This is a genomic window from Allobosea sp. P2_A10, from assembly GCF_056405115.1.
Genome location: NZ_JBFUCS010000017.1, coordinates 105,994 through 125,124, shown reverse-complemented (window position 1 = coordinate 125,124; position 19,131 = coordinate 105,994). Strand labels below are relative to the sequence as shown.

Here is a 19,131-nt window from a genome sequence, read left to right as displayed (position 1 = left end):
CAAGAGCGTCGCCGAAGCCGTGGTCGGCAGCCTGAACGGTCTGCGCAAATCGGGCTACTATGACGAGCTGTTCGACAAGTTCGGCGTGCTCAAGATGGAGGAGAAGGAGTTCTCCATCAAAGGCCCCGGCCCGGCTTGAGACGGCCCGTTTCCAACGTCATTCTCGGGCTTGACCCGAGAATCTCTCTGACCAGCTAGCTGGTTTCCGAGATGGTCGGGTCAAGCCCGACCACGACGCGCCAAGCGTTCTGCTCGATGCCGATGCGTTATCAAATGTCGTGCCTCGCGCACTGAGAGAGGCATGTTTCCATGCAGGTCTGGAGCTGGCCGGGCTTCTGGAGCTACTTCACCAACCCCTATCTGCTCGGGGGCGCGGCGACGACGCTGGGGCTGACGCTGGCGACGCTGGTGCTCGGCATGATCGTCGCCTTCATCCTCGTGCTGTTCAAGATGTCGGGCAACCGCGTGCTCGGCGGCATCGCCTGGTTCCATGTCTGGCTGTTTCGCGGCACGCCGCTGCTGGTCCAGCTCATCATCATCTATACCGGCCTGCCGCAGCTCGGCCTGCTCAGGCTGAACGTGCTGGAATCGGCGCTGCTCGGCCTCGTGCTGAACGAGGCGGCCTATCTCTCCGAGATCCTGCGCGCCGGCATCGAGTCGGTCTCGCGCGGACAGCGCGATGCGGCGATGGCGCTGGGGCTCAACCGCTGGAAGGCCTTCGTCCTCGTCACCATGCCCCAGGCCATGCGCGTCATCGTGCCGGCGCTCGGCAATTCGGTGAACGGCCTGCTCAAGACCACCTCGATCGCCTCGGTGATCTCGATGGAGGAACTGTTGCGGCGGGGACAGGTCCTGATGCAGCAGCGGTTCGAGGTGCTCGAGGTCTTCGTCTGCATCGCCATCATCTATCTCGCGATGACGACGGTCTGGGATGTGATCCAGCGCCGGATCGAGGCGCATTACGCCAAGGCCTATGCCATGCGCGCGCCCGACGCCAAGGTGCTGCCGGATGCGAAGTTGCTGCCGGATGCCAAGGCGTTGGCGCGCGATGACCGCTGACGGCAAGGTCCGCTTTGGCATCATCGGCTTCGGCCGGATCGGGCAAAGACTGGCAAGGCGGCTTCCGGAGACGCAGGATGCGCCGGAGCTGGCCGGCGTGCTGGTCAGCCCGGGGAGGCGCGCGGAGGCAGAAGCGCTGGTCGGACGCGAACGTGTCTTCGATCGGCTCGACGATTTCCTGGCGCAGCGGCCCGACGTGACGGTCGAATGCGCCGGCGCGCAGGCCTTGGCCGACAATGGCGCGGCCATTCTCGCAGCCGGCAGCGACCTGCTGCCGCTCTCACTTGCGGCCTTCGCCGACCGGAATGTCGAGGCGCGGATGCTGGAGGCCGCGCGGCGCGGGCCGGGCCGGCTCGAAATTCCAGCAGGCGCGATGGCGTCGATCGACATGCTCGCCGCCGCGCGCGAGGACGGCTTGTCGGCGGTGACCTTCCGCGCCGCCTATCCGCCGCTGCGCTGGCGCGACACGGCCGCCGAAGAGATGATCGCGCTGGACGGCCTCGCCGATCCGGCGACCTTCCTCATGGCAACCGTACGCGAGACCGTGGCGCTGTTCCCGCGCCATATCAACGTCGCGGTCGGCGTCGCTCTGGCCGGGCTTGGTCTCGACGCGACGCAAGCCGAGCTGATCGCCGACCCCTCGCTGACACAGGCGCGCTTCGAGGTCATCGCGCAGGCGGGGCCTGGCCGCGTGCATCTCGTCGTATCCGGCCGCGATGCCGGACTCGGCGAAGACCCGGTCGACTACACAACTTTCAGCCTGATGCGGCTGCTGCGCCGGCGGCGGGCCCGCATCATGATCTGAATCCGGACAAAGCCCATGACAACAACCGACGATCTGATCCACACCGCTGCAATGGCAGGCCGCGAAGCCGCCGTCGCCTTTCTGCAAAGCCTGATCCGCGCCACGCGCGACGGCGAAGAGGCCGTGCAGTCGCTGGTCGCGCAGGCAGCACGCGAAGCCGGCTGCACGGTCGAAACCACAGCCTATCGCCCCGGTGACGTGCCGATGGTCGAGGAGTTCGCCGGCCCGGACGCGATCGACGCTGGCGAGCGGGCTTCGGTGGTGGCGCGGCTCGCGGGCAGTGGCGGCGGCCGCAGCCTGATGCTGTTCGCCCATCCCGATGGCGAGCCGGTGGCGGAGATCGAGCGCTGGCGGCACGACGCTTTTGCCGGCGAGATCGACCGGGGGCGCATCCATGGCTGGGGCGTCGCCGACGATCTCGCGGGTGTCGCGATCATGGTCGAGGCGCTGCGCATCGTGGCGACGAGCGGGCTCAGGCCTCGCGGCGACATCGTCATCGCCAGCACGCCAAGCAAGCGCCATGCGCGCGGCGTCTCGGCCCTGCTGCATGGCGGGCTTGCAGCCGACGCCGCGATCTATCTGCACCCCGCCGAATCCGGCGCCGGAATGGGCGAGATCAAGGCGTTCTGCTCAGGGCAAGTCGAGTTTCGGATCGTGATCGAAGGTCGCCAGCCGCCAACGACCGAGCCGCTGCAGACCGCCTTCGCGCATCTGGCCGAGAACCCGGTCGACAAGATGATGCTGGTCGCCGCCGCCTTGCGGGAGATGGACATGGCGCGTGCGGTCAGGACGCGCAACGCGACCCTGCAGGCTGCCGTCGGGCGCTCGACCAATCTGATGCCGTCTTTCCTCGCTGCCGGCGAACGCCACCGCCTCGCCCGCGTGCCGGAGCGTTGCGAGATGGGTTTCGCCCTGTCCTTCGCGCCGCCCGAGCGGCTGTCGGACGTGACCAGGGAAATCGCCGAGACAGTGGCGCAAGCCTGCGCCGCCGATCCGTGGCTCAGTTCGCATCCGCCGCAGATCATCTGGGATTCCGGCGTCACCGGCGCGCAGACTCCGCCCGACCATCCGCTTTTCGCGACCGCAGCGGAGGCCATCGCGGCGGTGACCGGCAGCCCGCCCGTCGTCAATCCGATGCACACCGGCAGCGACATCCGCAACCCGATCGTCCAGAAGGGCATCCCGACGATCGGGCTCGGGCCGCTCTGCGGTGATCTCTCGCAGAATGGCGGGGTCGACGAATGGGTCGATGTCGAGGATTATCTCCGCGCGATCGCGGTCGTGGCGCGCATCATGGTGACGTGGTCCGGCGCGGAGAGCGGCTAGTTCCCGGACAAGTCTGTACCAACCAGACCGCAAAACCTTCCGTCATTCCGGGCGCAGCGAAGCGGAGACCCGGAATCCATCGTAGGGCACTGTGCCTTACGATGGATTCCGGATCGGCGCCGCTTCGCGGCTTGTCCGGAATGACGCAGTGTCTCCGTGCAAGCCGGGCAAATCACTACTTTCCCTGCCAGTTCGGGGCGCGCTTGCCCAGAAAGGCGTCCATGCCCTCGCGGAAATCGGCGCTCATGTAGCATTGCACCACGAGGTCGTCGCCGCTGACCGCCGGACGCGCCTTGGCGAGCCGCAGCAGCGCTTCCTTGGTTGCGCGCATGGTGAGCGGCGCGTGGCCCGAGATCGTCGTCGCCAGTTCCCGTGCGCGAGCCATCAGCGCGGCGTGGTCGGCGACGATCTCGTTGTAGAGCCCGACGCGCTGGCCTTCCTCGGCCTCCACCAGCCGCGCGGTGAAGACGATATCCTTGACGCGGGCCGGGCCGAGCAGGGTCGCCAGCCGGGCATAATTGCTCATCGACAGGCAGTTGCCGAGCGTGCGCGCCACGGGAAAGCCGAAGCGGGCATTGGCGGTCGCGATGCGCATGTCGCAGGCGCAGGCGATGCTGGCGCCGCCGCCCGTCACCGCGCCGGAAATCGCTGCGATGGTGGGGATGGGGCAGGTCTCGATCGCCGTGATGACCCTGTCGATGCGCTCCTCATAGTCAAGCGCATCCTGCGGCCTGGCGAAGGCGCGGAACTGCGAGATGTCGGTGCCCGCCGCGAAGGCCTTCTCGCCGGCGCCAGTCATCACCAGCACCTTCGGGTCGCCGTGGCCTGCGAGATCGCCACAGATCTCGGCGAGCCGGTCATACATCGCGAAGGTCAGGGCGTTGCGGGCCTGCGGTCGGTTGAGCGTCACCGTGCCGATGCCGTTCTCGACGGCGTAGAGAATCTCGTCATCCATGCCAAAGGCTCCTTCAGATCACGCCGCCAGCCCTCAGCGCCGCGATCGCGGCGGGGTCGTAGCCGAGTTCGGCCAGGATTTCGTCATTATGGTCGCCGGCATCAGGCGTCGGCGTCGCGACGGAGGCCGGCGTCCGCGACAGCAGCACGGGCTCGCCGACGACGCGGATGTCGCCGAGCGAGGGATGCGTCACCGGCGTGGCGATGCCGAGATGGCGGACCTGCGGATCGTCGAACATCGCGTCGACGGCATAGATCGGCCCAGCGGGAACGCCTGCAGCCTCGAAGGCCTCAAGCCAGTGGGCGCTGTCCTGACGGGTCAGGATGTCCTCGATCAGGACACGCAGTTCGGGACGTCTGGCGAAGCGCTTGGCCATGTCGTCGTAGAGCGGGTTCGCGGCCCAGTCCGGCCGGCCGACCGCGTCGCAGAAGGAACGCCAGTGCCCTTCCGCACCGACACCGATGTTGATATGGCCGTCCCTGGTGGCGTAGACGCCCATCGGCGTCGAATAAGGGTGGTCGTTGCCGGCTTGGGGCGGCACGGAGCCCTCGACGAGAAAACGCGCCGCCTGGAAGTCCATCATCGCGATCTGGGCTTCGAGCAGCGAGGTCTGGACCCATTGGCCCTTGCCGGAGACCGCGCGCTCCTGCAGCGCCACCAGCGCGCCGATGGCCCCGTAAAGCCCGGCGGCGGAGTCGGCCACCGCGATGCCGGCGCGCACCGGCCCCTGCCCGGCAAGGCCTGTCACCGACATCATCCCGCCCATCCCCTGCGCGATCTGGTCGAAACCGGCCCGCGTGCGATAGGGGCCGCTTTGGCCAAAGCCGGAGATCGAAACGAGGATCAGGCGGGGATTGAGCGCGTGCAGCGTCTCGAAATCGAGCCCGAGCCGGTCCTTCACGTCAGGCCGGAAGTTCTCGATCATCAGGTCGGCGCCCGCGATCAGCTTGTGAAGGATCGCCTTGCCGTCCGCCGTCTTCAGGTTGAGCGTCAGCGAGCGCTTGTTCCTGTGCAGGTTCTGCATGTCGTAGCCGTGGCGCGGCCCGCTCATGTTCTCGTTGGGATCGAAGCCCGGCGGGCTCTCGATCTTGATCACGTCCGCGCCGAAATCGGCGAAGATGCGGGCGCAGGTCGGCCCGGCCCGGACGCGGGAGAGATCGAGCACGCGCAGGCGGTCGAGCGCGGAGGACGGTGTCGGACGAGGCATGGACTCAAGCGCGAACGGCAAAGGGCGGGGACTATCGGGTCCGCTCCCGGGAAGGTCAACGCCCGGTCTGCTCGCGGCGTTGTGCGCGAAGGCGATATCGGCATCGCGACGCGCATTGGCTAAGGTCGCCGCCCTATCCTGCGGAGCAGCCTGCCCATGACCATCAAAGCCTTCGTCTTCGACGCTTATGGCACGCTCTACGACGTGCAGTCGGTCGCCGGCGTCACCGACGCCGCCTTTCCCGGCCATGGCGACTACATCACGCAGACCTGGCGGATGAAGCAGCTCGAATACACCTGGCTACGCTCGCTGATGGGGGCCTATGATGATTTCTGGACGGTGACGCGGGATTCACTGTCCTACGCCCTGAAGACGTTGGGTCTGGAGGCCTCACCGGCCCTGATCGCCCAACTGGCCGAAGCCTATAACAATCTCCAGCCCTATCCGGACTCGGCCGCCTGCCTTGATGCGCTTGGAGGTTATCGCCTCGCGATCCTGTCGAACGGCAGCCCGGGGATGCTGGAGGCGCTGGTGCGCAACAGCGGCTTCGACGGCCGGCTGGAAGCGGTGCTCAGCGTAGATGCGAAGAAGGTGTTCAAGCCCGATCCGCGCAGCTACGAACTGGTCGAGGAGCGTCTCGGCGTCGCCCGCGACGAGGTCGTCTTCGTTTCGTCGAATGGGTTCGACGTGGCGGGGGCAAAGCGTTTCGGCTTCAGAGTGGCGCGGATCGAACGCGTTTCGCCAGCCGCGCTGCGCGGAGAGCTGACGGCTCAGGGCGCGATCGAACCGAAGACGATGTTCAAGGCCTTGAGGATGCAGCCAGAACAGCTCGGCCACGACGCCGACTGGACGATCGCCTCGCTCGCCGAGCTGCCGGCGCTGGCTGCCACTTTCTAACGCTGGCTGCCTTTTGCCGAGCCCACGCCGTCATTCCGAACAAGCCGCGTAGCGGCGCCGATCCGGAATCCATCCTAGAGCGCTGTCGTGCCTTACGATGGATTCCGGGTCTGCGCTCCGCTTGCCCGGAATGACGGTGTGGTTACGTTTAAAATCAGCAGGCTCCAGAACGGCTTCAGACGAAGCCGCAGTGCCTGCGCAGCGTCTCGTTGCGCCCGCTGGTCATCAGGTCGAGCAGCATCTGCGCGGCTGCGCGCTGCTGCGAGCCCGCGACGATCGCGGCCGTATAGATTGTCGTCAGGTCGAAGCCGGGCGGCAGCGCCATCACCAGCATGATGCCGGGCGTCGCCAGGATCTCGGTGACCTGGGTGCAGCCGATCGGCCGCTTTTCCGGAGCCGCCGCGAGCGCCGCCATGGCGGTCGCGCCGTTGGGAAACATCCGCATGCGCGCGCGCGTCGCCTTGCCGATGCCGAGCTTGGCGAGCACGCCCGCGATATGGATGCCGGCGGTCGACTGTTCGAGATCGGGCACATAGATCGCGTCGGACGCCAGAAACGCCTCGCGCAGCGAGGTCTCGTCGAGGACGCGCGGGGCGATGGTGTCGCTGCGGACGGCGATCGCGGTGGCGACGCCGCCGATGTCGGTGATGCTGTCGGCCAGCACCGCGCCCTCGCTGGCGAGCGCTGCGACGATCGCGGCGGTCAGGATCACGACATCGGTTGGATGCCCATTTGCGAGTTTCGCGCGCATCGCGCCGACCGCGCCGAAGACACCCTCGATCGCGAACCCTGATTTTGCGCCGAAATCGGCCTCAAGCGCCGAAACGAGGCCTTGCGCCGCGCCGCCGCTGAGAATGCTGAGTGTCGACACCGGGTTACTCCATGGCCGCAATGATGCGCTCGCGCGTGATCGGCAATCGCCGGACCCTGACGCCGAGCGCGGCAAAGACCGCATTCGCCAGCGCGGCGGCGGTCGGGCCATGCGCCGCCTCGCCCGCGCCGAGCGGCGGCAATTCCATGCCCGGCATGATCTCGACCGCCACAGTCGGGACCTCGCTGAAGCGCAGGATCGGATATCTCTCCCAGGACGTACTGGCGATCTCGGAACGGCTGAAAGATACAGCTTCCTTCAGCGTCCAGCTCACAGCCTGGATCGCGCCGCCCTCGATCTGGTTGACGACGCCGTCGGGATTGATCGCCTCGCCGACATCGACCGCGATCCAGAGCTGCGTCGCACGCGGCTCGGCGATGGCGTCGATCTCGGCGACGACGGCACAATATGCGCCGGTGTTCTTGTAGCGCGCCATGGCGAGCCCGCGCCCGCGTCCCTCGGGAAGGTCAGCACCGCCCCAATCGGCCATCGCGGCGGCGCGCTCCAGCACTGCGCGGCCGCGCGCGTCCTGGAGATGGCGCAACCGATAGTCGAGCGGATCGACACCGAGTTCGACCGCGATCTCGTCCAGGAAGGATTCGATCGCGAAGACGTTGCCGAAGGCTCCGAGCGAGCGCATCGAGGAGGTCCGCAAGGGCATGTCGAGGACGCGGTTCTTCGCGATCCGCCAGTGCGGGAAGGCATAGAGCGGCACCGAATTACGCTGCGCCCCGCCGCCGCCTGCAAGCGGCGGATCCTGCGCGATGTAGCGCGGAAAGGGCTTTTCCAGATCGAACGCCGCCAGAAGCGCCGGCGTCGGAGCGCGGCCGGGCCGACCGACATGGCCGTTGCCCCAGATTTCGTGACGCCAGCCGAGAACGTCGCCTGCCTCCGAGAGATCGGCCGAGAGTTCGATCGCCATGGCCGCACCCATCGGCGAACAACCGAGTTCGTCGGCGCGCGACCAGCGCACCCGGACCGGACGACGGTGCATTGCGCGCGCCAGCAGCGCGGCATCGAGCGCGACATCGTCGGCGCCGTTATGGCCGTAGCAGCCGGCGCTCTCGGCATGGCCAACGGTGATCGCCTCGACCGGGAGACCGAAGACGAGCGCGAGATCGGCCTGCAGGTTGAAGACGCCCTGGCTGTGCGTGAGGACGTCGAGCTTTCCGTCGTTCCAGGTCGCGATGGCACAGGATGGCGCGATCGAGGCATGGGCGAGGAAGGGCTTTTCATAGGCGCGGGCAATCGTCTTCGCCGACTGAGCGGCATCGCCCTCGCCACGCAGATCCACCAAAGAGGCTTCGGCCGGGCGCTGCTTCAGCCAGCCTGTCAGGTCGTTCTCGTCGGGCAGTTCCAGCCCATCCCGCCATTGCGCGGATGCCGCGAGGCGCGCGAGCGCGGCATCGGCCTGCGGCTCCGTTTCGCAGACGATGCCGAGAAAGCTGCCGTCGCGCACCAGCGCCACGACGCCGGGCATGCCTGCGACCCCGGCTTCGTCGAAGCCGGCGAGTTTCGCTCCGGGCTGCGCCGGGCGCAGCACGCGGCCGTGCAGCATGCCCGGGAGGACGAGATCATGGATGAAGGGGCGCGTCGCGAAGACCTTGCCGGGGATGTCGAGGCGCTGAACCGAACGCCCAGCCAGTGAGCGCTCCGTTGGCAACTTGGCGCGAATGGCGGGGTCGGCGTGCCGCGCGAGCGATATGTGTTCGGCCAGTTCCCAATAGCTTGTCGCCAGATTGCCGGGGCCAGCGATAACACCGTCTTCCACGGAGAGAGACTCGACCGGCACGCCGAATTGCCGCGCCGCCTCCGCCAGCAACAGCGCTTTCACCTGAGCCGCCGCGTGGCGCACCGAGCAGCCGCTATCGGAGACCGAGAGGCTGCCCGAAGTCACGCCTTCATTGGGGCTTTCAGCGGTGTTCGCAGGCACCAGCCGGACACGCTCGATGCCGATGTCGAGTTCGTCGGCGCAGAGCTGCGCCAGCACGGTCAGGATGCCCTGCCCGATCTCGACCTTGCCCGGTGTCAGCGTCACATGGCCCTGCGGCGAGATGGCGAGCCAGCGGTCGAGCGACGGGGTAACCCGCAGGCCCGCAGGCAGAACCTCCGCCGCGCTCACGACACCGCCCTGCGCATCGCGACGGCGGCACGGCTGACGGCGCGGACGATACGGTTATGCGCGCCGCAGCGGCAAAGATTGGGATCGAGCGCGGCGCGGATCTCCGCCTCGTCGGGGTCGGGTGATCGCGCCAGCAGGGCGGCGGCGCTGATCATCACGCCGGAGATGCAATAGCCGCATTGCATCGCCTGTTCGGCGATCAGCGCCGTCTGGAGCGGGTGCGGCGCGTCTTGCGTACCCAGCGCCTCAACCGTAACGATGTCGCGCCCCATCACCGACCAGAGCGGCGTGTCGCAGGCCGGCAGCGGCTGATCGTCGACGAGGACGCGGCAGGCCCCGCAGAGCCCCTCGCCGCAGCCAAAACGCGTAGCCATGAGCCGGAGTTCGCCACGCAGCACGTCGAGCAGGATCGCGTCGGGCCCCGCCTCCACCGTCAGAACGCGGCCGTTGACGCGCAGGGTCGTGGCCGCGTCCATCCCCGTCAATTGACCTTGATGTTGCCCGTTTCGATGACCTTCGCCCATTTGGCGATGTCGGCCTTGATGAAGTCGCCGAACTGCGCCGGGCTCATGTCCATCGCGACCGTGCCCTGCTTGGCATAGGCTTCACGGACCTCCGGACGGGCCTGCGCCTTGCGGATTTCGGCGTTGAGCAGATCGACGATCGGCTGCGGCGTGCCGGCAGGCGCCATGAAGCCGAGCCAGATCGTGGCCTCGTAGTCCTTGAGCCCGGCTTCGGCGACGGTCGGCACGTCCGGCAGCAGGGCGGAACGCGTGCTGCCCGTCGTCGCCAGCGCGCGGACCTGGCCGGCGGCGATGCTCGTGGCCATCGTCGTGACAGAATCGATCATCATCTGGACATGGCCGCCGATGACGCTCGTCCGGGCCTCGCCACTGCCGCGATGGGGCACATGGACGATATCGACGCCCGCCAGCGCCTTGAAGCTTTCGCCGGCGAGATGATAGGGCGTGCCGACGCCGGAGGACGCATAGTTCAGATCGTGCGGCTTGCTCTTGGCCAGCGCGATGAACTCTTGCAGCGTCCTGGCCGGGACTGCCGGATTGACCACGATGACGAGGTCGGCCGCGTTGATCGGCGCGACCGGCACGAGATCGCGCAGCAGGTTGTAGGCCTTGCCGGGAACCAGCGTCTCGTTGGCGGTATGCGTGTTCGACATCATCAGCAGGGTGTAGCCGTCGGGAGCGGCGCGGACGGCATCGACCGTGCCGATGACCGCTCCGGCGCCCGGCTTGTTCTCGATGACGAAGGGCTGCTTGAGCGCGTCCTGCAATTGCTGCCCGACGGAGCGGGCATAAATGTCGGCCGGGCCACCGGCGCCGAAGGGCACGACGACCCGGACCGGCTTGGTCGGATAGGATTGGGCGAAGGCTGTCGCTGAAACGAGCGCCATCGCGACGGCGGCGAAACAAAGAAGACGTCCAGGACGCATCGTGATCCTCCCATGACCGGCCGCTCGCGGGCCGTTTTGATTCAGGCGACCGGGTTTTCGAGCACCCCGATGCCGTCGATCTCGATACGGACAACATCGCCCGCGACCAGGAATTTCGGCGGCGTGAAGCCGATGCCGACGCCGACCGGCGTGCCGGTGGCGATGATGTCGCCAGGCTCCAGCGTGATGTAGGCGGAAATCGTCGAGATCAAGGTCGGGATGTCGAAGATCAGGTCGGCAACGACCGCATCTTGCCGAAGTTCGCCATTGACCCAGGTGCGCAGCCTCAGCGTGCGCGGATCGGGAACCTGATCGGCCGTCAGCACGGCGGGGCCCATCGGGCAGAAGCCGTCGATGCCTTTGCCGAGCACCCATTGCCGGTGCTTCTGCTGGAGCAGCCGCGAGGTGACGTCGTTGACGATGGTGTAGCCGAAGACGTGGTCTAGCGCCCGGTCATGGGCGATGCCGCGACCGCCCGTGCCTATGACGACGGCAAGTTCGCCCTCGTAGTCTACCGAGTTCGTCGTATCGAGATGGCCGGGAATCGTATCGCCAAGGCCGATCACCGCCGAGGGCGGCTTGGTGAAGACTACCGGCGCTTCCGGCACGATTTCCTTGGCGGTCGAATCGAAGCCGGATCTGGCGAACTCGGCCGCGTGCTCGTGATAATTCTTGCCGACGCAGAAGATGTTGCGCGCCGGGCGCGGGAACGGGGCGAGCAACGTCACCTCGATCAGGGGCAGCAGCGGCGCCTGCCCGGCCCATTCGGTCAGCGCCGCAACGGCTCCGGCTCCGAGCGCACAGCAGGCGGCCATGGTCGAGGGCGCACCCCCGACCCGCGACAGATCGGCAACAAACGCGCCTGCGATCACGCCGAGACGCTGGACGCCCGTCGCATCGACATTCTGGCGGAAAGTGACGAGTTGCATTGGCCGGGCTCGATCGCTGCGATGACGTTGGGTCGAGCAGACCTAGATCATCGCCAGCAAATTTGTCAACCAATAGCCCTATTGGTCAACCAATGCAGCGATCAGCGCCCGAGCAGGTTGCCGCGCACGCGCTCGAGATGCGCCAGCAGCGCGGTCTCGGCTCTGGCGGCGTCGCGGGCCTGCAGCGCCGCGACGATCTCGTGATGCTCGCGGCGATAGTGCTCGCGTCGCTCGGACGTCAGACTGCGGCGCTTCAGTTCGCCCCATTCGGTCAGGTCGCGGGCGCGCGTGACCATGGCGTAGAGCTCGATCACCAGCCGATTATGGGTCGACCGCGCGATCGCCTGATGCAGCGCCGCATCCCAGTGCTCGAAGCCCTCGAAGTCATCAGCGGCATCGCCCTGACGAATGCATTCGTCGAATTGGGTGAAATCCGACTGGTCGGCATTGATCGCGGCGAGCTGGGCGAGCTGTGGCTCCAGCAGCAGACGCGCCTCCATAATCTCGGCGGGACTCGCAGCCGGCAGCACCTGGCCTGACGTCGCGTGCGGCGTCTCCGGCTCGCGGACATACGTGCCGCTGCCGATGATGCGGGTGACGGTTCCGCTGCTTTCCAGCACGGCTAGCGCATCGCGGACCGCCGAGCGGGGCACGCCGAGCTGCTCCGACAAGGCGCGCTCCGTCGGCAGCCTGCCATTGGCGAGATAGGCGCCAGACGCGATACCGTCGACGATGAAGTCGCGAACGCGAAGATCGGGCCGGGTCGTCATCGTGATCTCGCGCGTCCTGGCCTGGTTGCCGCAAACGTTGCCGCGATTGGTGTACCAATTCTTCCCGCCGAGACAAGCAATATCCCGCCGTCGCGCCGCCACTCCAGCAAATCCCGAGTCGCGCGCCGGCCCGCTCGGCGGGCGGACAAGACCGGGATTAAGCGCCCATTAACCACGTTTCTTCATTGTTTCCGCAGGGGCAGGCGGAACAATCATGCGCAGTATGAGGTCAAGACGGCTGTCCGGCCGCCGTGCCGCACAGGTCTCGTATCTTGCGCTTCTGGCAGCCTCGACAGTGCTCGGCCTCGCGCCTGCCGCCGCCGACGATCTGATCAGGGAAACCATCGACCTCACCAACCGCGCCGAAAAACCTGTCAACAGCGGTCCGGCCACCTTCCGCTATTATTTCGCCAAGGAGAAAAGCGACCTCACGCTGACAGGCACCAACTACGCCGACATCACGGTGTCGAGCGGTTCGCTGATCACGCTGGGCGCGTCCAGCGGCGACTCAGAGACGGTCTTCTTCAAGTCGATCGACTATCGCAATCTCGGGACAATCTCGACATCCGCCAAGCTGGGGAATTTTGCTCCGGCGGTAAACCTCGGCAGCTTTGGTCTCAAGGGCGAGGACGGTCACCATCACCCGGCCCGCTCAGGTGGAGCCGGCGATCCCGGCGGGACCGGCGGCTCGATCACCTTCACCAACAGCGCACTGATCACGGTCAGGGCCGACCCATCGCCCTCCGATCAGGACAAAGTCATAGGCTGGGCTCTGTTGTTCAGCGACGCATCGGGAGTCTACGGGCAATCGAACGGCGGCGCCGGCGGCAGCGGCGGACATGCGAGTTCGTTCGGACATGGCGGCCGAGGCGGACGAGGCGGCGATGGCGGCGCCGTGACGATCACGAACGACGGCGCCGGCACCATCAACACCGACTCGTTCCTGGGCACCGGGATCAAGGCGCTCTCATCGGGCGGCATCGGCGGCGATGCAGGCGGAGGCAGCGGCTTCGCCGCAGGCAATGACGGCGGACTCGGCGGCAATGGCGGCACCGTCGCCATCGGCAATCAGGGCTCGATCTCGACGGGCGGTTCGGCGTCGCCGGGCGCTGTCGCGATCAGCCAGGGCGGTGGCGGCGGCGACGGCTCGGGCGGCGGGTTCCTGCGCCGTCACGGCAGCGGCGACGGCGGTGACGGCAATGCCGGCGGCAGCGCCAGCGTGACGAACAGCGGCAATATCCTGACCGCGGGCATGGCCTCGCCCGGCGCCTATGTCGCGAGCATCGGCGGCAATGGCGGCGCGGCCGGTTCTGAAAAGGGCATCTTCGTCGCGGTCGGCGCGACCGGCGGGCATGGCGGCAACGGTGCAGGCGCGGCGTTCACCCAGACGGCAGGGTCGATCGTCACCTCCGGGGACTTGTCTCCGGGCGTGCATGTCCAGTCGATCGGCGGGGGTGGCGGACGCGGCGGCGATGCCAGTTCGATCGGCCTGGAGGGCAGCGTCGCGATCGGCGGCGCGGGCGGCGGCGGCGGCGATGCCGGCGCGGTCACGATCAAGCTTTCGGGCACGATCGCCACGACCGGCCGGGATTCGGCGGGCATCATGGCGCAGTCGATCGGCGGCGGCGGCGGCGCGGCCGGCGACGCCAGCGCGAAATCGGCAGGTGTCGGCGTCTCGGCATCCGTTGCCATCGGCGGCCGCGGCGGCGAGGGCGGCAACGGCGGCGCCGTGAGCGTCACGACCTATGCGGGCAGCGCGATCACGACCGGCACGGCGGCGATGATCACCGTCCAGATGCCTCCCGATACCGCCGATGCCGACAAGCCGCCGGCGGTGCTCTCGGTCAAGGGCGAGCATGGCTATGGCATCCTGGCCCAGTCGGTCGGCGGCGGCGGCGGCCATGGCGGCCGGGCCGCGAGCTACGCGTTCGCGGGGGGCGGCGACAGCCCCGCCGGCTCGATCGCATTCTCGATGGGCGGGAGCGGCAGTGTCGCGGGTTATGGCGATGTCGTCGCGGTCACCAACGCCGCGACGATCACCACCTATGCCGGCCGCGCGGATGGCATCGTGGCGCAGTCGATCGGCGGCGGTGGTGGCAGCGGCGGCAACACGATCAGCGTTTCGGGCGCAGCCAGCCCCGCGGGGGCGCTGGCGGCCGGCGTCGGCCTCGGCGGCAAGGGCGGCGGCGGCGGCGATGGCGGCAATGTCACCGTCACGAACGCCGGCACGATCACGACGCTGTCGAGCCAGGCGGCCGGCATCGTCGCTCAATCCATCGGCGGCGGCGGCGGCAATGGCGGCTCGGTGCTCAGCGTCGAGGCCAGCCTGGGCAAGAACTCCATCAATGGCAGCGTCGATATCGGCGGACAGGCCGGCAACGGCGGCCATGGCAGCTCGATCTCCGTGACGCATACCGGTTCGATCGTCACCTTCGGCCACCAGTCCTATGGCCTGATCGCGCAATCGGTCGGCGGCGGCGGCGGCAACGGCGGCTCGGTCCACGACTATTCCGTCTCCATCGCCACCGGCAAAGGCGATGCCGGCGGCAAGAGCGTGAATCTCGGCGTCGATCTGGGCGGCACAGGTGGTAGCGGAGGCTTCGGCGGCGTCGCGGCCGTGACGCAGTCCGGCTCGATCTTCACGGGCGGCGATCTCGCTCATGGCGTCGTCGTGCAGTCGATCGGCGGCGGCGGCGGCACGGGCGGCGGCGTGACGACGGTCTCGGTCAGCGCCGCGATCAGCAAGAGCGCCGACAGCGAAGGCACGAACCCCGGCGGCACGGCGCTGAGCGCCCGCGTCTCGATCGGCGGCAAAGGCGGCGATGGCGGCGTCGGCGGTCTTGCGACCTACACCTCGAATGCCAGCGCGAGTATCCGGACGGAAGGCGCGATGTCCGATGGCATCCTCGTCCAGTCGGTCGGCGGCGGCGGCGGCGCCGGCGGTCATGCCAATTCGCTCGCCGTAACCACGATCGTCCCGACCAGCGGCAAGGACGTGCTGGCCTCGCTGAAGGGTTCGATGCTCGGAAAGCTGCTCTCCGGAGGAGCTGCGAAGCCGGCGGACGGAACATCGACCGACCCCGCCGGTTCGACATCCGGCGAGGCGGCCTCGGCCGAAAACGGCGCGCCGGCGGGACCCGCGGACGAAGCGCCGGCCGGGGACGCGCCAGCCGACAAGCCCGCAGACAAGCCGCGAACCGGCATTCAAGGCACCGCAGTGTCGCTCACCGCCGATGTCGGCGGGAATGGCGGGGTCGGCGCCAAGGGCGGCACCGTCACCGTAACGCTCGACCCCGCGACGACGATCGTGACGCTCGGCAGCCACTCCCATGGCGTCTTCGCGCAATCGGTCGGCGGTGGCGGTGGACGCGGCGGCGCTGCCAACACGGATTCGATCTCGCTGGTCTCGACCTATACCGGCTCGGCCACCATCGGCGGCTCCGGCGGCTGGGGCAATGACGGCGGCAGCGTCGCTGTCAGCGATGCAGCGGGCGCCGCGACCGGCATCGGCATCGTTACCGGCGGCGCGAATTCCCACGGCATCTTCGCGCAATCGCTTGGCGGCGGCGGCGGCGATGGCGGCCTGGCGACCGACGCGACGCATTCCGTGCCTGCGCTCGGCAAGGCCAGCCTGACCGTCACCCTCGGCGGCAAGTCCGGCATTGGCGGCAGCGGCGGCGATGTGAGCGTGACCCGCAACGGCGCCATCGAGACGTATGGCCTGAACTCCTACGGCATCCTCGCCCAGTCGGTCGGCGGCGGCGGCGGCACCGGGCATTTCTCGGGCACGGCCGAAGTGAAGAGCCAGACACTGGTCTCGATCGGCGGTGACGGCGGCAGTGGTGGCTATGGCGGCAAGGTCACGGTCGGCGGCACGGCGAAGATCGTGACGCACGGGGCGATGGGCCACGGCATCGTCGCGCAGTCGGTCGGCGGCGGCGGCGGCGCCGTCGCCCTGTCTGGAAGCGCGATCGACATTCCGTTCGTCGACAAGGTCGATATTCCCCACTCATTCTCGGTCGGAAACAGATCCGGCTCGATCGAAGGCCATGGCGGTCTCGTCACCATCCAGAAGCAGGGTTCGATCACGACCTCGGGCAACCATGCCTACGGGCTGCTCGCGCAATCGGCCGGCGGCGGCGGCGGCCTGCTCGGCGGCGCCGATATCAGCTTCGCGGCAGGCTCATCATCGCCGGTCGAGTTGCTGCTCCATCGCAGCGGCGCCGGCGGGGCGATCGTCATCTCCGACCTCGCCACCACCAACAGCGGCGGCGCGACCGGGCTCAACATCACGACGAGCGGCATCGGCGCGCACGGCATCTTCGCCCAGTCGGTCGGCGGCGGCGGCGGCCTCGCGATCCTCGACAGCGACATACCGGTGCCAGGCATCACGCGGTCGAACGCTGCCAATCTGTTCGAACACTCCGACGCCGCCGCAGGCGCGATCGCAATCACCTCCTCGGGCCGCATCGCGACCACCGGCAACTACGCCAACGGCATCTTCGCCCATTCCGGCAATTTCGGCGCGATGATCGTCGCCACCAACCAAGGCTATACGGACAGCTCGGGGACCATCCCGACGCAAGAGTCAGCGCTGACCGCCGGTGCGGTCACGATCACCAAGACCGGCTCCATCGCCACGGCCGGCAGCAACGCTCACGGCATCCTGGTGCTCGGCGACAGCGACGTCAAAGATGCGATCGGCGTCACGATCGGCCGTGCCACCGGCGGATCGAACACGACCCCGGACACGATCATTACGACGCTCAGTGTCGGATCCTCTGCGCTCAAGATCCGCAACGGCAACCCGGCGATCACGCCTGACGCAAAACGCAGCGCACTCGAGACCGTCAATGTCCAGGTCATGGCGGGCGCGACGCTCGACCTCGCCCGCAACCTCAACGCCGCCTATGCCGTCGACATCGAGAATACGCGTGGCGACACCCGCCTCGACATCGCCGGGGCGATCCGGGGGGCGGCCTCGAACCAGCTCGACGAGACGCGCGCCGCGATCTGGTTTGCGACCAGCGGCGCGATCACCATCCTGCCGGGCGGCTCGGTCACCGGGCCGATCGTCGGGCCGCAGCCGTCGCTCCAAGTAGCAAGTTCGCTGACGATCGGCGGCGAGCTGCGCGGCGGCGTCAGCGGCATGACGAGCTATGCCCTGTCAGCAGGCGGCACGCATTTCGCGCCGGTCGACTTCCTGGCCGGGCGCAAGGTCGCCGATGTCGGCAGCGTCACTGATTTTTCCGGCACGCTGCGGCCATATCTGACGAGGTTCGGCACGCTGCCCGCTGGTTCGGGTCAAAACTATGTCCTGCTGAACTCGGCGAAGCCCTTCCGGAGCGACCTGACCAACGTCAGGAACTCGCTCGTGACCGCCTATACCGTCGGCGCAATCGGGACGACAACGGCCGGCATGACCGGCATCGCGCTGCAAACCGTCGCCGTGAGCTTCGCCAGCGCGCCGATCGATCCAAAACTCGCGGGCGCCGTGCAGCGGGCCGACAGGCTGGCGAGCCAATGGGCGTCCGGCAAGCCTGTCTCCACCGCCGATGCCGAGATCAACATCACCTTGCTGGCGGCCGCCAACACCAACGACCCGACCGTTCTCGGCAATGCCTTGCGCCCACTGCAGCTGAACAGCCAGGCCAGGTCCACGGACCTGCCCGCCAAGGCCTCGGCCAGCCATCTCGGGGCCATGCTGAGCTGCGGCGTCACGCAGGGCAATTTCGCCGCGATCCGCGAAGGCGAATGCGCCTGGGCCTCGGCCACCGGCACCTATCTGCGCAATTTCGAGCAGCGCGAGACGACACGCGATGCAGGCTTTGTGATCGGCCGGCAGATCGCAGTCGACGCGAACTGGCGCATCGGCTTCGGCATCGGCTACGACGCCAGCATCAGCCAGAGCATCGACACACGCAGCGTCGGCCATCGCCTGCATGCGGGCGGCACGCTGAAATATACGAGCGGACCGTGGCTTGCGGCGCTCGGCGTCTCCGGCTCCTATGGCTGGTCCGACGATACCCGCAAGCTCGTGCTGCCACAGGGCCTGCGCGAGGCGGATTCCGAGCGCAGGGTCGTATCGGGCGCCGCAAGGCTGCGGCTGGCGCGGCTGTTCGAATTCGGCATGTTCAACCTCACGCCGATGATCGATTTCGACGCGATCTCGATCCACGATCCCGGCTACCGCGAGCGCCATGCCGGCGCCTGGGACATCGCGATGCGATATTCCCACAGCATGCTGTTCGACATTCATCCGTCGCTGCGCCTGGGCCGCGACATCGTCGCTGGCGACGGCATCCTGCTGCGGCCCTATGTCGAGGGAGGTCTGCGCTACAACACGACCTCGGGCCAGTCCAAGGTGGCGTTGCGCGAGAGCGAAATCCTTGCCGACGACATCACCGTCAAGCACCAGCGCGAACGCGTCGTCGGCACGGTCGGATCGGGACTGTCGATCTTCCCCAAGGACGGGCTGGAGATCAAACTGACCTATTCCGGCGCCTTCAGCGCGACGACCCGCAGCCACAGCGCAACGGTGAAGGTCGGCGCGCGGTTCTAAAGCTTGCTGATTTGGCTTGGAACCACTGCCGTCATCCTGGGCGAGCGAAGCTCGACCCGGGATCCATCATAGAGCGCCGTCAATGCCTTACGATCGATCCCGGAGCTGCGCCGCTTCGCGGCTTGTCCAGGATGACGCAATGGTTCCGAGGAAAAAGACGAGGGGGTTTCAGCAGCCC

The 19,131-nt window shown here is 67.8% G+C and carries 13 protein-coding genes; 5 read left to right on the top strand and 8 right to left on the bottom strand.

The features are described from left to right. Window positions 1-309 precede the first annotated feature (309 nt). From AC1DZY_RS21360 to AC1DZY_RS21350, 3 genes are read left to right on the top strand one after another with little or no spacing between them, the layout of a single operon-like run. Entirely contained in the window at window positions 310-1,059 is a 750-nt protein-coding gene (locus AC1DZY_RS21360) for an amino acid ABC transporter permease (protein ID WP_476822164.1), read from the top strand. Then, on the top strand, window positions 1,049-1,864 hold the full coding sequence (locus tag AC1DZY_RS21355) for an aspartate dehydrogenase (protein WP_476822163.1): 816 nt from the start codon (window positions 1,049-1,051) through the stop codon (window positions 1,862-1,864). The genes AC1DZY_RS21360 and AC1DZY_RS21355 overlap by 11 nt, the downstream gene beginning before the upstream one ends. 15 nt (window positions 1,865-1,879) lie before the next feature. Then, the gene (locus tag AC1DZY_RS21350; protein WP_476822162.1) at window positions 1,880-3,190 is read left to right on the top strand and encodes a M20 family metallopeptidase; all 1,311 of its coding nucleotides are present in this window, start codon (window positions 1,880-1,882) and stop codon (window positions 3,188-3,190) included. A 175-nt stretch (window positions 3,191-3,365) separates the two neighbouring features. On the opposite strand, the gene AC1DZY_RS21345 is transcribed toward AC1DZY_RS21350, so the two are convergent. Together AC1DZY_RS21345 and AC1DZY_RS21340 are read right to left on the bottom strand one after the other, a co-directional pair. Then, a complete protein-coding gene (locus AC1DZY_RS21345) occupies window positions 3,366-4,145 on the bottom strand; it encodes an enoyl-CoA hydratase/isomerase family protein (protein WP_476822161.1) in 780 nt (259 codons plus the stop codon). A 13-nt stretch (window positions 4,146-4,158) separates the two neighbouring features. Beyond that, the gene (locus AC1DZY_RS21340) at window positions 4,159-5,352 is read right to left on the bottom strand and encodes a CaiB/BaiF CoA transferase family protein (RefSeq protein ID WP_476822160.1); all 1,194 of its coding nucleotides are present in this window, start codon (window positions 5,350-5,352) and stop codon (window positions 4,159-4,161) included. Window positions 5,353-5,508: 156 nt separating this feature from the next. Between AC1DZY_RS21340 and AC1DZY_RS21335 the strand changes: the two genes are divergently transcribed. Beyond that, a complete protein-coding gene (locus tag AC1DZY_RS21335; protein WP_476822159.1) occupies window positions 5,509-6,249 on the top strand; it encodes a haloacid dehalogenase type II in 741 nt (246 codons plus the stop codon). A gap of 175 nt (window positions 6,250-6,424) precedes the next feature. Here the strand turns inward: AC1DZY_RS21335 and AC1DZY_RS21330 are convergent, their stop codons facing one another. The 6 genes from AC1DZY_RS21330 to AC1DZY_RS21305 form a co-directional block, all read right to left on the bottom strand. Further along, complete coding sequence (locus tag AC1DZY_RS21330; RefSeq protein ID WP_476822158.1) at window positions 6,425-7,120, bottom strand: molybdate ABC transporter substrate-binding protein; 696 nt, start codon at window positions 7,118-7,120, stop codon at window positions 6,425-6,427. A gap of 4 nt (window positions 7,121-7,124) precedes the next feature. Continuing rightward, window positions 7,125-9,242, bottom strand: coding sequence for a molybdopterin cofactor-binding domain-containing protein (locus AC1DZY_RS21325; protein WP_476822157.1), 2,118 nt, complete (start codon window positions 9,240-9,242; stop codon window positions 7,125-7,127). Then, window positions 9,239-9,718 (bottom strand): (2Fe-2S)-binding protein, encoded by a 480-nt coding sequence (locus AC1DZY_RS21320; protein WP_476822156.1) that lies wholly within the window; start codon window positions 9,716-9,718, stop codon window positions 9,239-9,241. The genes AC1DZY_RS21325 and AC1DZY_RS21320 overlap by 4 nt, the downstream gene beginning before the upstream one ends. Before the next feature lie 5 nt (window positions 9,719-9,723). Further along, window positions 9,724-10,692, bottom strand: coding sequence for a Bug family tripartite tricarboxylate transporter substrate binding protein (locus AC1DZY_RS21315; protein WP_476822155.1), 969 nt, complete (start codon window positions 10,690-10,692; stop codon window positions 9,724-9,726). Window positions 10,693-10,733: 41 nt separating this feature from the next. After that, window positions 10,734-11,621, bottom strand: coding sequence for a fumarylacetoacetate hydrolase family protein (locus tag AC1DZY_RS21310; protein ID WP_476822154.1), 888 nt, complete (start codon window positions 11,619-11,621; stop codon window positions 10,734-10,736). Between the two features lie 101 nt (window positions 11,622-11,722). Beyond that, window positions 11,723-12,391, bottom strand: a complete 669-nt coding sequence (locus AC1DZY_RS21305) for a FadR/GntR family transcriptional regulator (protein ID WP_476822153.1) — start codon at window positions 12,389-12,391, stop codon at window positions 11,723-11,725. Between the two features lie 214 nt (window positions 12,392-12,605). Here AC1DZY_RS21305 and AC1DZY_RS21300 point away from each other — a divergent pair, with 214 nt between their 5' ends. Then, window positions 12,606-18,953 carry a hypothetical protein gene (locus tag AC1DZY_RS21300; RefSeq protein WP_476822152.1) on the top strand — a complete coding sequence of 2,116 codons (6,348 nt, stop codon included), beginning with the start codon at window positions 12,606-12,608 and terminating at the stop codon, window positions 18,951-18,953. Window positions 18,954-19,131: the final 178 nt, after the last annotated feature.

Coding starts and splice junctions, on each gene's coding strand:
- AC1DZY_RS21360 (WP_476822164.1), top strand. CDS start 310: ATGCAGGTCTGGAGCTGGCCGGGCTTCTGGAGCTACTTCACCAACCCC.
- AC1DZY_RS21355 (WP_476822163.1), top strand. CDS start 1,049: ATGACCGCTGACGGCAAGGTCCGCTTTGGCATCATCGGCTTCGGCCGG.
- AC1DZY_RS21350 (WP_476822162.1), top strand. CDS start 1,880: ATGACAACAACCGACGATCTGATCCACACCGCTGCAATGGCAGGCCGC.
- AC1DZY_RS21345 (WP_476822161.1), bottom strand. CDS start 4,145: ATGGATGACGAGATTCTCTACGCCGTCGAGAACGGCATCGGCACGGTG.
- AC1DZY_RS21340 (WP_476822160.1), bottom strand. CDS start 5,352: ATGCCTCGTCCGACACCGTCCTCCGCGCTCGACCGCCTGCGCGTGCTC.
- AC1DZY_RS21335 (WP_476822159.1), top strand. CDS start 5,509: ATGACCATCAAAGCCTTCGTCTTCGACGCTTATGGCACGCTCTACGAC.
- AC1DZY_RS21320 (WP_476822156.1), bottom strand. CDS start 9,718: ATGGACGCGGCCACGACCCTGCGCGTCAACGGCCGCGTTCTGACGGTG.
- AC1DZY_RS21315 (WP_476822155.1), bottom strand. CDS start 10,692: ATGCGTCCTGGACGTCTTCTTTGTTTCGCCGCCGTCGCGATGGCGCTC.
- AC1DZY_RS21310 (WP_476822154.1), bottom strand. CDS start 11,621: ATGCAACTCGTCACTTTCCGCCAGAATGTCGATGCGACGGGCGTCCAG.
- AC1DZY_RS21305 (WP_476822153.1), bottom strand. CDS start 12,391: ATGACGACCCGGCCCGATCTTCGCGTTCGCGACTTCATCGTCGACGGT.
- AC1DZY_RS21300 (WP_476822152.1), top strand. CDS start 12,606: ATGCGCAGTATGAGGTCAAGACGGCTGTCCGGCCGCCGTGCCGCACAG.